Source organism: Paenibacillus senegalimassiliensis (assembly GCF_001486585.1).
Classification (GTDB): domain Bacteria; phylum Bacillota; class Bacilli; order Paenibacillales; family Paenibacillaceae; genus Fontibacillus; species Fontibacillus senegalimassiliensis.
Genome location: NZ_LN909043.1, coordinates 208,339 through 222,381, shown reverse-complemented (window position 1 = coordinate 222,381; position 14,043 = coordinate 208,339). Strand labels below are relative to the sequence as shown.

Below are 14,043 nucleotides of genomic sequence, written 5' to 3'. Positions count from 1 at the left end.
TATGTTCAAAAGGTCTGATTTTCAACCTCTTGAAGAGAACGCAAAAATAAAAAAGCACTGGAAATCCAATGCCTTTCGGTGTTTGGTTCCTGCTGCAAAGGCCTACGAGGTTAGCTGACGGATTCGGACATGCACAGTTGCCCTATTCGCTTCCTCCCCAAGCCTCGGCTCGTAAGATTTAGCAAAATTCACCCCAAAAAACCGGTTCCCCCGTTTTCCATTGAAATTCGGCCATTTTATTTTCAATTATTTGCTTTCAATAGGCGTTCAAAAAATCGGGTTTACAGGACCGAGAAGGTTGGATGAAGCTAGGGACTGAGTAGCGGAGCGTAGACAGATCTACGTGAGCAACGGAAGTCCCGGGTGAATTCAAGATTCGATGTCGAATCTATTTCTCGTACATCTTCGTCCTGGGAAAACGACTTTTTGAACTACCTTTCCATTTTCATCAAATGGATTATAATCCTTATTTGCTGCCAGGACAAAGCTTCATTTCGTCTAAATAGACGGGAAAACCGCGAAAAGGAGTGAACCCTGAATCCACGGACCCCTGAATCTGAGCCATGCGAAGGGTTGCCGGGTTTATTGCCGCTTTTCTTATTTTTTACCTGCTATTCTGGCGAAGGCCACTTCAACTGTGTTATCTTTACTGTGACGAACTTGGGGCTAAATCATACCTCTTATTACACCAAAAAGGAGTTGTGCAAGTGAATTTCTCCATGAAACCTGCCGGTCGCAAACTGAAGACCCGTACGCTTTGGTTGCTCGCTGCGCTAGGGCTAGTCGTATTTATCGTCATCCAGTTGCTTCCGACGAATGATTCGGAGTTGCTGCAGATGGAGCAATCCAAAGAGATCATCAGCAAGCAGCAAGCCAAGGAGCAGGCGGCCAATTTCGTGCAATCCGTTCTGCAATTGGACTTGTCTGAACAGTCAAAAGATAAGGCACTGGTTACCTACGAATCACGTTCTGATTTGCTGGGTTATTTGACAAAATCGGAGTTGCTGTCCACCTATTTGAAGAGCTACGAGCAGCAATTTCCTTACGATGTATTCCGCGTTCTCTTCAAGCAGCCTGATGATCTGCTGAATGCCTTGACCGTCGATGTACATATGAATTCCGGGCAAGTCGTTGCCTTTGAAGAAATTATGTCCGCCAACAATACGAACAAGCAGACGATGCTGGATTTGGGGACGGAGACTACCGAGACCATGTTATCTTGGGAAGGCGATTTAACACTGGCCGAGAAGGAAGAAATGGCCCAGCCCTACCTGGATGCCTTCGGCTTCGCTAACGCTGATTTAACACTCGCTTCCGGCGAAGGTGACGTAGGCCTGCTGTATGATTTGAATGGATATACCGTGGGGGACTCCCATGCGCAGATTCAAATCCATTATGAATATGGCTTCGTCTCTTCACTGGAAAGCTATTTCGTCGCTCCGGCCGACCATTTGAATTATGTGAAGCAGCAGACGACGCTCGCCACTTGGCTTACTTTTGCCGGCTATGCCTTCTTGAGCTTTGTCCTGGGTGTGCTTGCTATCGTGTATAGCGCCCTCACGAGACGACACACATCATTCAAACGTGGTATTTTTCTGACTTCACTTTATTTTGTGCTCTCCATGGTGGGCACTTTCAACATGCTGCCTATTTTTGAGAAGGAAAGCACCGAGCCGTTTATGCTGATCTTCCTGCTGGTCTTCCAAAGTGTGTCAACCCTGTTCATGTCCATAGCCATCTATTTCTCACTGGTAGGCGGAAATGGATTATGGCGCCAGCAAGGAATCAATCCGTGGCCTCGTGCCAGAGAAGCAGGTTATGGCCGTCATGTGCTGACCTCCATGACTGATGGCTATGCCTGGGCCTTGATTTTGTTAGGTGTACAGTCAATTATCTTCCTCGTCCTTGAGCAGAGTATCGGCACCTGGTCTACAAGCGATTCAACGCAGTCGCCTTACAATATGGTGTATCCGCTCTTGTTCCCACTCTTGGCCTGGGTGGCCGGAATCGGAGAAGAAGCGGTTTACCGATTATTCGGGATTCCTATGCTGAAGAAAATGTTCCGCAGCACCTTTGTAGCCTGCTTGCTGTCCACGTTAATTTGGGCGCTGGGGCATACCTTGTATCCGATCTATCCTATCTACTCAAGACCGATTGAACTGACCATCATCGGGCTGCTGTTCAGCTTTGTCTTCCTGCGCTACGGCTTTGCTGCCGCCGTGTTCTCCCACGTCATCTTCGACAGCATTCTGATGGCGCTGAGCTTGATGTTTATGGGAGGAGCGCTGAATATCGCCGCTGGCGTATTCTACATCGCTCTGCCAGCAATAGTAGCCTATGTCATTTATGTCTTCAACCCGCCAGGTCGGGAGCGTAAGGAACCGCCGGCGCAACAAAAAGAGGAGCCGTTCTTCACGACTCCTCCGGTGGCTCCTCGTCCCGAAGGGCATTTATAATTTCACGAGCCAGCTTATCCCCTATAGAAAGAGGCCGGAAGTCTTCGACGGAGGCCTCTTTTATTTTTTTGAGTGAACCAAAATGCTTTAATAGCGCCTTACGCCGCTTCTCTCCGATGCCAGGAATGGCGTCCAGTTGGGAAGTGACCATGGACTTGGCACGTTGCTCGCGGTGGAAGGTAATGGCGAAGCGATGCACCTCATCCTGTATGCGTTGCAGAAGGTAGAACTCCTGACTGTCGCGGGGCAGGTACACCGGCTCTGGTGGATCGTAAGCCATGAGCTGTGCTGTTTTGTGCTTCGCATCCTTGACCAGTCCACACACGGGAATGTAAAGGCCCAGTTCGTTCTCCAGCACGTCGCTGGCCGCTGAGATTTGCCCCTTGCCGCCATCGACCACGATCAGATCCGGACGGGGCAACTCCTCCTTGAGCACCCGCTCGTAGCGACGACGAATCACCTCGCGCATCGTTTCATAATCATCGGGCCCTTCTACGGTCTTGACCTTGTATTTCCGATATTCCTTCTTGGCTGGCTTGCCATCGATGAAGACTACCATCGCTGATACCGGGTTGGTCCCTTGGATGTTGGAGTTATCAAACGCTTCGATTCGCGTGACCTTCTCCAAGCCGATGGCTTTCCCCAAGTTCTCGGCAGCTTTGGAGGTCCGCTCTTCGTCGCGTTCGATGAGGCGGAATTTCTCGTCAAGCGACACACGGGCATTCTCTGTCGCCATCGTAATCATTTGCCGCTTAAGTCCGCGCTGCGGAACCAGCGTCTTCACGCCAAGCCACTGCTGCAAGGCAGCAGCTCCGGAAGTCGAGTCCAGCGTGAAGTTCTCGCCGTGAGCACCCTCGGCTTGCAAGGGTTCAGCGTCCTCCGTAGCCACAGACTCCTTCATCTCCGGCAGCAAAATTTCTTGCGGCAGCGCCGGGTTCTCGCTGTAATACTGCGTGACATAAGACAGGAAGTCTCCGTAAGCATCGCCGTAGAACGGGAACACCGACGCGTGGCGCTCGATCATTTTCCCTTGGCGCATGTACAAGATCTGCACACACATCCAGCCCTTGTCCACGGCATAACCAAATACATCCCGGTCCTTGGCATCGTTCATGGTAATCTTCTGCTTCTCCATAAGAGCATCGATATTAATGATCTGGTCGCGTAGCTCCTTGGCTCGCTCAAATTGCAATTCCTCGGCCGCCTCATGCATCTTGCGCTGCAACTCCCGCTTGATCTCTTCATGGCCGCCGCTCAGGAATGACACGATCTCCTGGGTCATGGCATCATAAGTATCCTGCGATACCTCCTGTACACAGGGAGCCAAACATTGCCCGATATGATAATACAGGCAGACCTCCTTGGGCATCACATTGCATTTACGGAGTGGATACATACGATCCAGTAGCTTCTTGGTCTGCTGGGCGGCATAAGCGTTAGGGTAAGGACCGAAATATTTTGCTTTATCTTTAAGCACCCGCCGCGTTACTTCCAGCCGGGGGTGTCGTTCATTCGTAATTTTAATGTAAGGAAAGGTTTTATCATCCTTCAATAGTACATTAAACCGCGGATGATGTTTCTTGATCAGGTTGCACTCCAGAATGAGCGCCTCCATATTGCTGCCGGTTACGATATATTCAAAATCGCGGATTTCGGAGACAAGCCGTTGCGTCTTACCATTATGGCTGCCCGTAAAGTAAGAACGGACCCGGTTCTTCAGAACCTTGGCTTTACCTACATATATGATCAAGCCATCCTTGTTCTTCATTAAATAACAACCCGGTAAGTCAGGCAGCAACGCCAGCTTATGACGAATTGCTTCCATCGCCTTTTCCTGGTCCAGCGCCTCGCTTGTAAAGGAATCCATAGCTTCCCCTCCTCTCTCCTTGGCTTATGACGATAAAAATAACGCCTCCGGTTGGTCCGGAGGCGTCATCCAAGGCACCAATCAACGTGCCTGATAGCCTAGCTTACTGATGTTTAGCAAGCAGGTTCTTCAGCGTGTCCTTCGAATTCAAGCCAACGATCTTATCGACCGGTTGACCATCCTTGAACAGAATCAATGTAGGAATGCTCATAACGCCGAAACGGGAAGCCGTTTCCGGGTTATCGTCAACATTCAACTTAGCGATCTTCACCGCATCTCCTACTTCGCCTGACAGCTCTTCCAGAATCGGAGCAATCATTTTACAAGGACCGCACCATGGAGCCCAGAAGTCAACAAGAACGGGAGCTTGCCCTTCAATCTCATTATTAAAAGACTGATCGGTTACATTTACGATGGCCATAACCAATTCCTCCTTATGTTTGTGCTCATGGTCTGAGGTCAATACCTGCAGAAACCACGAACAGCTCATTTATTTAACCAGATAGTAAATACGAGCAGACCGCAAAGGGACTGCCGAAGCCATTATACCACAACTCACTAAAAAAAAGAAAGTGCGTAAGCAAGCCTTCTTTACAAATAGAAGGGGCTTTGGTTATACTAATATTAACCATTATCAGCTTTGTCTATGACATAATTCATTGATGTTTTTCAGAATATACAACTTTTTTCTCTGAGGAGGCCTATCGCCATGGATGCCAAGGTGCAGGCGAACGACCCGCGTCAACATATCAACGAAGAACCACGCAACGATTTGTTTAATTTGATGAACGGTTTCTTCGGCATGTTTACGCTGATGAGCATCATTTTCTTCGGCATGGTCATCATCAAATTTATCGGCAGCTAGTCTGCTCAGAATTATCCATGCACAAAAAATGACTTAAGAAGCCCCGTATCCCTCACCAGTGAGGGGTACGGGGCTTCTTGGTTGTTCACGCCACTCAGCCTTGTCCACGTTTGTTCGCACCCTTTACCTGCACCACATCCACGAACGGAGCAATGCGGTCCATCAACCGCTGTCCTTTATGACGCTCTTCCCCGTCCTTGCTCGTGAAGCTTAGATGCTTCTCCAGGGCATTCAGGGAATAGTTAGAGGTATAGAAGGTAGGCTTGCGGTTCATGCGGTAATTCAGAATCGAGCCCAAAATGTGATCACGCACCCAGGGATTCAGATTCTCTGCCCCGATATCGTCAAAGATTAGCAGATCAACCTGCTTCATCGTCTCTACCGTCTCACGCAACTTCTCACTATCCTGCATCATTGATTTTAGCTCTTCTACGAATTCCGGCATGTACACGATGGCTCCGGAATACCCATCCTTCGCTAATTCATGCAGCATATAACACATGAGAAACGTCTTGCCTGTGCCAAACGACCCTTCCAGATATAACCCCTTCGCCGTCAGCCCCTGCTCCTTCGTCCCATCAATGTAACCGAACACTTGATTGACCGCAGGTGCTCTGGTCGAATCCTTCGCCATGATCTCCACATCATCATAGCCTTGCTCCAATGCGCGCTCATCCACATAGAAGCTATGAATCCGCTTCTTGACCGCAAGCTCCCGCTCATGTCGCAGTTGCTTGGAGCATGGCACTTGACGGTCCACCAGTTGGGAGGTTTCTCCTAACTGCTCCACGGTAACCTTGGTGAAGTGACCGGAGAAATCATTTGGGCAGCGGTCCAGACCGGGGCAATTGGCACAGTTGTTACTGTCCTTCACATATTGATACAGCTTGGCCATTCCGCGCGTCAACGTCGCTGGCTCCAGCTCCGGGTGCTGGCTTTGCAACTCCATCACCAGCGGATCATTCAGTAGCCGGGCAGCAAGCTCCTCCTGACGTTGCTTAAGCTGCGGATTTCTCATCTGCGTCAGTAACTCTCCGAGTGACTCCATGGCAGTTCACCTTCTTATCCGTCTTTTTATCACTAGATTTGAATCAAAACAAAAATGAATATACCTCTAACGGGAAAACCTCATGCTAATTCGTCTGTATTTCCCCAAATATCATATATAACAGGAAATTCTCATGTTAATTTTGGGCTTTTCCCAAAAATCGACCATTTTTTAATGATTAACATGAGAAAATCCATATAAATCACGATTTCGGGCGAATTCGAGCCATTTAACGGGAGTTTTTCCCTATAACAGAAGCGGAATCCCCAATAGAATCTGTGAACCAGTGGTATTCAGCAAATTCCAGAGATACGTGCAATTCGCCTCATAAGTCTTGCTAACGATCAACCGCTAATTTTTAGATTGAGCACAAAATTTCACTATATTTTCTTCTGCTTGTTGGCCTTGCGGCGTTCCGCCATTCTGACCAGTTCAGCAAATTCTTCCTCGGAAACCGCCCCATCCTCTACCGTCTGCTGTACGATGGGAATTTCCGGCTTCGCCTTGGCCGATCGCCCGCCATAGGTTCGTGGCCGCGGGTTGCCTGCGGTAGCATTCCCGGCCGCCTTTTCCTTCACCTTGGCCTGATCACGAATATACTGTACCGCCTGCTCGTACGTATTAACCTGCTTCAGCAGCATATTTGCCGCAATCGCATCCACAAAATTACGGTTAATCCGTTGTTCTCCGCCAGAGGTCAGCAGCGACATCAAATAATGAATTAATACGTTAATAACCTCGCCAGGCAACTTGTAATTAAGATCAACTTTCTCGAAAATATCGAGCATATTATCAGGCACTGTCCCAGGAAAAAACGTCTTCAACAGCCGGGTGTACGGTTCGTTGCGAAGCATCATATTGTACTGGTGAATGTCGCACTTGCTCCGAAACTGCGGGGGTACCTCTACGTAAAATTCCATTTGCACAGCTACCTCTTCCGGCATAGCCCCGGCTGTTGATGTCGGCTGATCTTCTTCCGCACGCAGTGAAGCGATCTTCCCATACACCACTTCGCGCTCCTCCATCCGCCGCTTCCCTTGCCGGAATTGCAGATTGGCACGATGTTGTAGCTGATCCAGTTGGAGCCCCCCTGCCGGATCGAACACCCCGTCCTCATCAAGCAGACGGCATAAATCCTGTGCGGTCAAATCATATTTATGAGCTACATAATTAATAACGCCCATACCTTCATGGTCGAAGCGCAGTCCCTCCACGAAAGCCCTGTTCCCCGATTCCCGCGGAAAGCGGAGAATGATGTCGGCATAATTAATCTCTTCTTCCTCGGGAGCAAGACGCATGCCAGGCTGTCTGGCAATCGATGTCTCGGCAATCGCCTGCTCCAGCTCATAATCAATCGAATGCGTGTTGAGCTCGAATATATCATAGAAGGGAATGCTAAGATTCTCCTTATTATAGCTAGCTCCGGCCCAAGCCTCCGGCTCTTTGCTGAACAACTGCTCACGCAGCGCCAGCACCGCAAACTTGCCAATCTTGTCGCGCAGCAGCAGCGTTAGATGCTGCGTCCGAAAGAACTCTGCCGGCGAAAGTGGCGGCTGCAGTTCATATTCATACATGTAATCATCGCCATCCGGAGCATATAGGCGGCTTGTCTGAAGCAAGCCTACCGCCTCTAGCAGCGATGCCTGTTCTATTAGAAATTTTCTTCCCTTTTCACTAGGGTCCAGACCTAAGGTCAGAAACAGCTTGCGTTGCTGCTCCATCCCGGAATATCCAACCTGCTCCTGTGGCACCTGCTCCGCCAGCAAGCGATAGAATGAAACGGCGAACGCCCCTACCATCGGCTGATAGAGGAGGCCAAGCATCTTGCCATCTACGGGACTGAGACCAAAATCACGGTATACGCAGTAACGGTGATTCTCGGTAAAATGCAATATATTGCTTATCCGCACGGCCCCAACTCTCCTTCCCTATGTCTATAGATAGACTAGTTTTATTTTAACATAAAAGAGACTTGCCTGAGTCGTCCTCTTGTGGCAAAAATCGGCGTTTTCACCCATGCTTCACGTAAATAGCAAATTTTACGCCAGCGAACGGCCCCTTTCGTGGTCAGTCATCCTGCCATCAAAAATAGGGTTGCCCCGCTTGGCAGATCCCTCTCCGCCTTGGGACAACCCCACATTACATTTCGCCCTAGAACATCTTGTATCCGCCCTGCCGCAGCTTCTGAATAGTCCAGCCACTGAGCAACGCACCGCAAAGTCCTGCGAATGCCGTCAAATAATCAACCAGCCCGAACGAGGCCAAATAAGCCCCAAAGCCTTTGTCATGATCCCATAGCGTATACACAACGATTGGCAATATGATGATAATGAATACATATGCGGGAAACCAGGTTGTCTTCATCAGCATATTGAGAATAAATCCGATGCCAAACATCATGACGAAGAACAACACCATCAGCACCAGCACGATGAGCCAGCCCATCGCTCCCCCACCCTTCTGCATATCCATTGATAAAACACCCGAACTATAAAATAAATCACAGAAACTCAAGCTAGTAGTTAGTTTACTAGAAAAAATGTAGCGAAGCAATGAACTTTGGAGGAAAAATGGGAAAACTCATTTGCCCCCTTTACATCCCTTGCGCTACAATGGAGAAAGCGCAACCGCAAGCTTGCGGCAGGATTATAAATTCATCGAGGAGTGAGTATAGATATGAACGAAGCAACCTTGACCTTGGAAGGTTGGTATGCGCTTCATGATTTCCGCACCATAAACTGGGCGGCCTGGAAGGCAGCGGACGATGAGGAACGTGCCGGAGCCTTGGAGGAGCTACATACATTTTTACAGGAATGGGCCAGCCTTGAGCTGGACAAGATCGGAAGCTATGCCGTGTATTCCGTTGTTGGCCAGAAGGCCGACATCGTATTTATGCATTTGCGGGAAACACTGGAGGAGCTTAACGCTGTGGAAAATGCCTTCAACAAAACCTCCTTTGCCGATTACACCATCAAAACCTACTCTTATGTCAGTGTAGTTGAGCTTAGCAACTATCTGGGTTCCGGTGACGGTGATCCGAAGGCCAATCCGGAAGTGCTGGCTCGCTTGCAGCCTGTGCTGCCCAAGTCCAAACACATCTGCTTCTACCCGATGAACAAGAAGCGCGAGCTTGCTGACAACTGGTACATGCTATCGATGGACGAACGGCGTGCCCTGATGCGCAGCCATGGCATGATCGGGCGTGGCTACGCCGGCAAGGTCAAGCAGATCATCACCGGTTCTGTAGGCCTCGACGATTGGGAATGGGGCGTAACCCTGTTCGCGGACGATGCTCTGCAATTCAAGAAGCTCGTCTACGAGATGCGCTTCGACGAGGTCAGTGCAAGGTACGGCGAATTCGGCCAATTCTTTGTGGGCAACCTGCTCAATGCCGAATTGCTTGACGATATGCTGAAATTGTAATTCATAATAAATAAAGGCGTGCCGCTCTCTCCATGGCGGCACGCCTTATTTATGCTTTGTTATTTATCCCTATTCTTCTTCCGTATCAGAGCGCAGCGATTCCAGATACTCGGCGGTAGCCCGGTCCCGTTCGCGACTCTTCTCCTTCAGCCGCTCGATCGCTGGAAGAATCAAGACATCGACTTCTCTCTGGACCGTATACGCCAAGTCATGGCGCTGCTCCGACTCAAGATAGGAGCCTACCTCCATCAGCGCATTGTAACGATCCAGTTCCTCCCGCGTTAACAAGCCCCGCACTTGAACACTGCAATGGCGCATGTTAGAAGAATCTTCCCTTCTTCAGCACTAACGGAATTCCCCCGATGGTGAACAGATAACGCAGGTCGACCAGCTTCTTCAATTGAGCGGCTCCCCAGCCTTTATATTTTTTGCCGAAGGCGCTGGCAACAGCCTCACCCTTACCCAAAGAAGCCACGGTGCCTTTATTGCTGAACACAAACTTCTTAAGCTCCTTGCCACGGATGGAGGCCACCACGTTTTGTGCGCAGGTCACGCCCTGTTGCATGGCAATTTGTGCGGTAGGTGGATAAGGACGTCCTTCCGGATTGAACATCAGGGAGTTGTCCCCAATAATAAACACATTGTCATGGCTTGGTGCCCGCAAGTAGTCATCAATTTTGACGCGTCCACGGGCCGTCTCGAAGCCTGCTGCTTCAACCAGACGATTGCCACGAATGCCGCCTGTCCAAACGACAGTCTGAGATTTAATCTCTTCGCCGGTAGCCAGAACCACTCCGTCCGGTGTGCACTCCTTGATCGCTACGCCAATCTTGAACTGTACGCCCTTCTTCTTAAGCACATCCATGGCATACTCTACCAGCTCAGGGTCAAAACCAGGCAGAGCGGTTGGTGCAGCTTCCACATTGTATACATTCACGTAATTGGGATCTACATCGTATTCCTTGCATAATTGCGGAATGCGATCAGCGAGCTCAGCTACGAATTCAATACCGCTGAAGCCTGCTCCGCCAACAACAAAGTTCAGACGATCCGTGCGGCTCTCGTCCGCCTTGTAAAGGGCAAATTGATATTCGATGTGCTGGCGAATCATCCGCACCGAGTTGATGCTGCGAATCGTCATGGCGTATTCAGTCAATCCCGGAATGCCAAACGATTCAGGTTCTCCACCCAGGGCAATAATTAAATAATCATATGAAAGAGTTCCGTCCTGAAGGACGACCTTCTTATCAGCCAGGCGGATCTCCTGTACGTTCGATTTCACCAAATCAATCTTGAACTCGTCGATCAGTTTGGATATAGCTACCCGCGTATGCTCGATCGAATCGGTCCCGGCCGCAGGCATATGCAGATGTGTCGTAAAATAATGATAGTCATGACGATTCACCAGGGTGACGTCAGCCTCATTGTAATTCAGTTCTTTTTGCAGTCGCTGGGCGGTAAGAATACCACCATAACCCGCACCAAGAATTACAATTTTGGGTATGGTACTCATGATTTTGTTCTCCTTCCAAGTTGGGGCGCTCTATATTTGAAATTAAACCAAAAACTTCAATGTGAAAATTAACACATAAAATTACAGTCTTCGGCACGATTCTTAACCTATACTATTATTCGCCAAAATCGGGAATCCTATTTCACAAATGTACTTTTTTCGTCACAAATATGAATGCATACATTTGAATGATATCGGCTTTTACATAAAAGATCAAGTCTTATTTTACCCGTAACCATAGGACTTTCTACGTTTTCTTTTACAGATTCAGGGCAGTTTTCAACCTGTCTTTGCAAGAAAGGATATGACGTTTATAATAAAGTAGAATTGACATTATAAAAACCTGTGAAGGTGCAGAAAAATATCTGGAGGTGTTTGGCCCGTGTCATCCCAAAACAATGCCGGCGAATTCACCGATCTCCTTATTATCGGAGGCGGACCGGCAGGCATGTTTGCCGCATTTTATGGCGGAATGAGAAAAGCTTCCGTCAAACTGATTGAGAGTATGCCTCAGCTTGGGGGGCAAGTTGCTGCCCTCTATCCTGAGAAATATATTTACGATGTGGCCGGGTTCCCGAAGGTTACAGGTCAACAGCTCATCGACAACCTGAACGAGCAGCTCAAGCTGTTCGATCCTGATATTCGTCTTGAGGAACGCGTGGTGCAAATCGAGAAGAAAGACGAACGCCACTTTATCGTAACTACGGATAAAGACGTTCACCACGCGCGCGCCTTGATTATCACGGCCGGCGTCGGAGCCTTCGAGCCGCGCAGACTGGACCTAGACAATGCGGCTGGCTTCGAGAAGACCAACTTGCATTACTTCGTCAGCGATTTGAGCCGTTTCAGCGGCAAGAAGGTCCTGATCAGCGGCGGCGGCGATTCCGCCGTAGACTGGGCGCTCATGCTCGAGCCGATTGCGGAACAAGTTACATTAATTCATCGCCGCGATAAGTTCCGGGCCCATGAGCATAGCGTGGAAAGACTGATGTCTTCCAAGGTACAAGTCATCACTCCAACGGAAATTGCCGAGTTGCACGGAGAAGACCGGATTGAACGCGTAACGTTGGCTCATGTGAAGACAAAGGAGACGCAGGAGCTTCTGGTCGATGACGTTATCGTAAACTTTGGCTTTGTCTCTTCTCTGGGACCTATCGCTGAATGGGGCCTTGATATTCAGGGCAATTCCATCGTTGTCGATTCCCGTATGGAGAGCTCGATTCCCGGCATCTTCGCTGCTGGCGATATTACGACGTATTCCGGCAAACTGGATCTGATTGCTGTCGGCTTTGGCGAGGCGCCAACCGCCGTTAACAATGCCAAGGTCTACATCGATCCGGAGGCCAAGCTGTCCCCAGGACACAGCAGTAATCTCAAGCTATAGCTTTTACATGATTTAACAAAGAAAAGGGTATCTTAACCTTACGGATTTCATTATACCGTAAAGGAGAAGATACCCTTTGCCATATATATGCCCGCTCTGCAACGGCTTGGCCACATTTCATGCGACCTGTCCTGATTGCGGATACGTACTTGAGAATACTGGGAAAAAGGAAGACTATACCGGACCTTACAGTCCTTACGGCTCCGCTGATCAATACACCTCAGTCATTTCCGAGCGCAGTCCATCCGGCTGCGAACATGTCGTACAGTGTCCGCATTGTCATGAAGCTTATATATATCATGTGAACGCCTGGCAAGCGCCTTGAATACCTGGGGATAACTCTATTCATCTCTATCAAACGGGACAAGTTGTCCACAGTCTAGTGAAGCATGGTAGATTGGGAAAGGTCCAACTCTCGTCTACGGATTTCAGCCAATAGCAATGCGATAAACTCCTGATCCAACTGCAACTGGTTCGCTTTATAGTAGGATTCGAGAAGCAAATCATCGGTCAACAACGCCATTGGTAACACGCCCTTTCTAGTATTTCCCTCATCATAACAGGAAAAGTTTAGTAGAACAAGCGTTCCTGTTATCCACAAACGCCTGTGGAAATCCTGTGAACAACATGTTAGTAATTATCGAAAAGCGTTGAAAAATATGATGGGATAATGTGGACAAAAGTTATTCACAGGACACCAGTTCGCATATTTTGACGGAAAATTTTCTCCTAAACAAAGGAATTTTGGAGAATTTCTGTGCTACCTACATCTTATTGCGGTCTTGTATTCACTTCAAAAATCCAGATCTTCCCGCTACGATCCACCCCGTAATCAAATCCAAGCTCCCCGACGCCAGGGAAACGACTCTCCAGGATGGTTATACATGTATTCGTCAGCGTACGCATTTCTCTGCGTTTACGGACAGAAACCTTACGTCCCAAGGAACGGCTCAGTCCCTCGCGAGCGCTCAGCATAGACCCGCCCTTGCACAAGTTGGTTACGAACAACCCGGGACGAGCCAGACGCCCTACCATCGAACGATAGCCCCAGGCTCCGTTCTCCTTCACAACCTTCACTCTGTAATCAATGGGCCGTCCATAAATGCGAGCCAAATGAATCCCTTGCTGAATCATGTATTTGCGTTTGACCTTGGCCCGATTTAATGCACGAAACATGGCATTGAAGCTGGAGAAGCAATATCTCCGCGAAGCATAGGTGAACGCGTACACACCGCCCGAATACGTTACCTTAATTACGCCATAGCCGCCTCCCCCGCAGAGCGGCTTAATGACAACCATGCCGAACTGATGCAACATTCTCTTCAAAGCCTCGGCGCCGTACAATCGGGTCTGCGGTATGTGGGTGGCCACTTCCCCATTGCTTAGAAGCGCCTCTGTCTTCAGCCATTTGTTGGCTAACTGTCTTCCCGCCATGACACTATCCCCTTTCTACGATATAAGGTATTTTACTCGTAGGAAGTTATAGA

General features: G+C 49.1%; 13 protein-coding genes and 1 riboswitch. Of the genes, 4 read left to right on the top strand and 9 right to left on the bottom strand.

Annotation, left to right across the window (positions count from 1 at the left end; all coding sequences use genetic code 11):
* Positions 1–84 precede the first annotated feature (84 nt).
* Positions 85–243, bottom strand: a riboswitch (cyclic di-AMP (ydaO/yuaA leader).
* Between the two features lie 476 nt (positions 244–719).
* Positions 720–2,456 carry a CPBP family intramembrane glutamic endopeptidase gene (locus BN3279_RS04765; protein WP_059049686.1) on the top strand — a complete coding sequence of 579 codons (1,737 nt, stop codon included), beginning with the start codon at positions 720–722 and terminating at the stop codon, positions 2,454–2,456.
* Here BN3279_RS04765 and uvrC read toward each other — a convergent pair.
* Positions 2,413–4,323 (bottom strand): excinuclease ABC subunit UvrC, encoded by a 1,911-nt coding sequence (gene uvrC / locus BN3279_RS04760; RefSeq protein WP_059049488.1) that lies wholly within the window; start codon positions 4,321–4,323, stop codon positions 2,413–2,415. The genes BN3279_RS04765 and uvrC overlap by 44 nt on opposite strands.
* Positions 4,324–4,426: 103 nt before the next feature.
* Complete coding sequence (trxA, locus tag BN3279_RS04755) at positions 4,427–4,744, bottom strand: thioredoxin (RefSeq protein ID WP_059049487.1); 318 nt, start codon at positions 4,742–4,744, stop codon at positions 4,427–4,429.
* A 288-nt stretch (positions 4,745–5,032) separates the two neighbouring features.
* On the opposite strand from trxA, the gene BN3279_RS23555 reads away from it, so the two are divergent.
* Positions 5,033–5,188: a YqzM family protein gene (locus BN3279_RS23555; protein ID WP_089153427.1), complete on the top strand. Its 156-nt coding sequence runs from the start codon at positions 5,033–5,035 to the stop codon at positions 5,186–5,188.
* Positions 5,189–5,282: 94 nt separating this feature from the next.
* Here the strand turns inward: BN3279_RS23555 and dnaI are convergent, their stop codons facing one another.
* From dnaI to BN3279_RS04740, 3 genes are all read right to left on the bottom strand, one after another.
* Positions 5,283–6,236 carry a primosomal protein DnaI gene (gene dnaI / locus BN3279_RS04750; protein WP_059049486.1) on the bottom strand — a complete coding sequence of 318 codons (954 nt, stop codon included), beginning with the start codon at positions 6,234–6,236 and terminating at the stop codon, positions 5,283–5,285.
* A 380-nt stretch (positions 6,237–6,616) separates the two neighbouring features.
* Entirely contained in the window at positions 6,617–8,146 is a 1,530-nt protein-coding gene (locus BN3279_RS04745; RefSeq protein ID WP_059049485.1) for a DnaD domain protein, read from the bottom strand.
* 241 nt (positions 8,147–8,387) lie between these two features.
* Positions 8,388–8,681, bottom strand: coding sequence for a YuiB family protein (locus tag BN3279_RS04740; RefSeq protein ID WP_059049685.1), 294 nt, complete (start codon positions 8,679–8,681; stop codon positions 8,388–8,390).
* A gap of 231 nt (positions 8,682–8,912) precedes the next feature.
* On the opposite strand from BN3279_RS04740, the gene hemQ reads away from it, so the two are divergent.
* Positions 8,913–9,659, top strand: coding sequence for a hydrogen peroxide-dependent heme synthase (hemQ, locus tag BN3279_RS04735; RefSeq protein ID WP_059049484.1), 747 nt, complete (start codon positions 8,913–8,915; stop codon positions 9,657–9,659).
* Positions 9,660–9,728: 69 nt separating this feature from the next.
* On the opposite strand, the gene BN3279_RS04730 is transcribed toward hemQ, so the two are convergent.
* Both BN3279_RS04730 and BN3279_RS04725 read right to left on the bottom strand, forming a co-directional pair.
* Positions 9,729–9,977, bottom strand: a complete 249-nt coding sequence (locus tag BN3279_RS04730) for a hypothetical protein (protein WP_059049483.1) — start codon at positions 9,975–9,977, stop codon at positions 9,729–9,731.
* Between the two features lies 1 nt (position 9,978).
* Entirely contained in the window at positions 9,979–11,172 is a 1,194-nt protein-coding gene (locus tag BN3279_RS04725) for an NAD(P)/FAD-dependent oxidoreductase (protein WP_059049482.1), read from the bottom strand.
* A 382-nt stretch (positions 11,173–11,554) separates the two neighbouring features.
* Between BN3279_RS04725 and BN3279_RS04720 the strand changes: the two genes are divergently transcribed.
* On the top strand, positions 11,555–12,556 hold the full coding sequence (locus tag BN3279_RS04720; protein ID WP_059049481.1) for an NAD(P)/FAD-dependent oxidoreductase: 1,002 nt from the start codon (positions 11,555–11,557) through the stop codon (positions 12,554–12,556).
* A gap of 379 nt (positions 12,557–12,935) precedes the next feature.
* On the opposite strand, the gene sda is transcribed toward BN3279_RS04720, so the two are convergent.
* Positions 12,936–13,079, bottom strand: coding sequence for a sporulation histidine kinase inhibitor Sda (sda, locus tag BN3279_RS04715; protein WP_082672937.1), 144 nt, complete (start codon positions 13,077–13,079; stop codon positions 12,936–12,938).
* A gap of 248 nt (positions 13,080–13,327) precedes the next feature.
* Positions 13,328–13,990, bottom strand: a complete 663-nt coding sequence (locus tag BN3279_RS04710) for a YheC/YheD family protein (protein WP_059049480.1) — start codon at positions 13,988–13,990, stop codon at positions 13,328–13,330.
* Positions 13,991–14,043 lie beyond the last annotated feature (53 nt).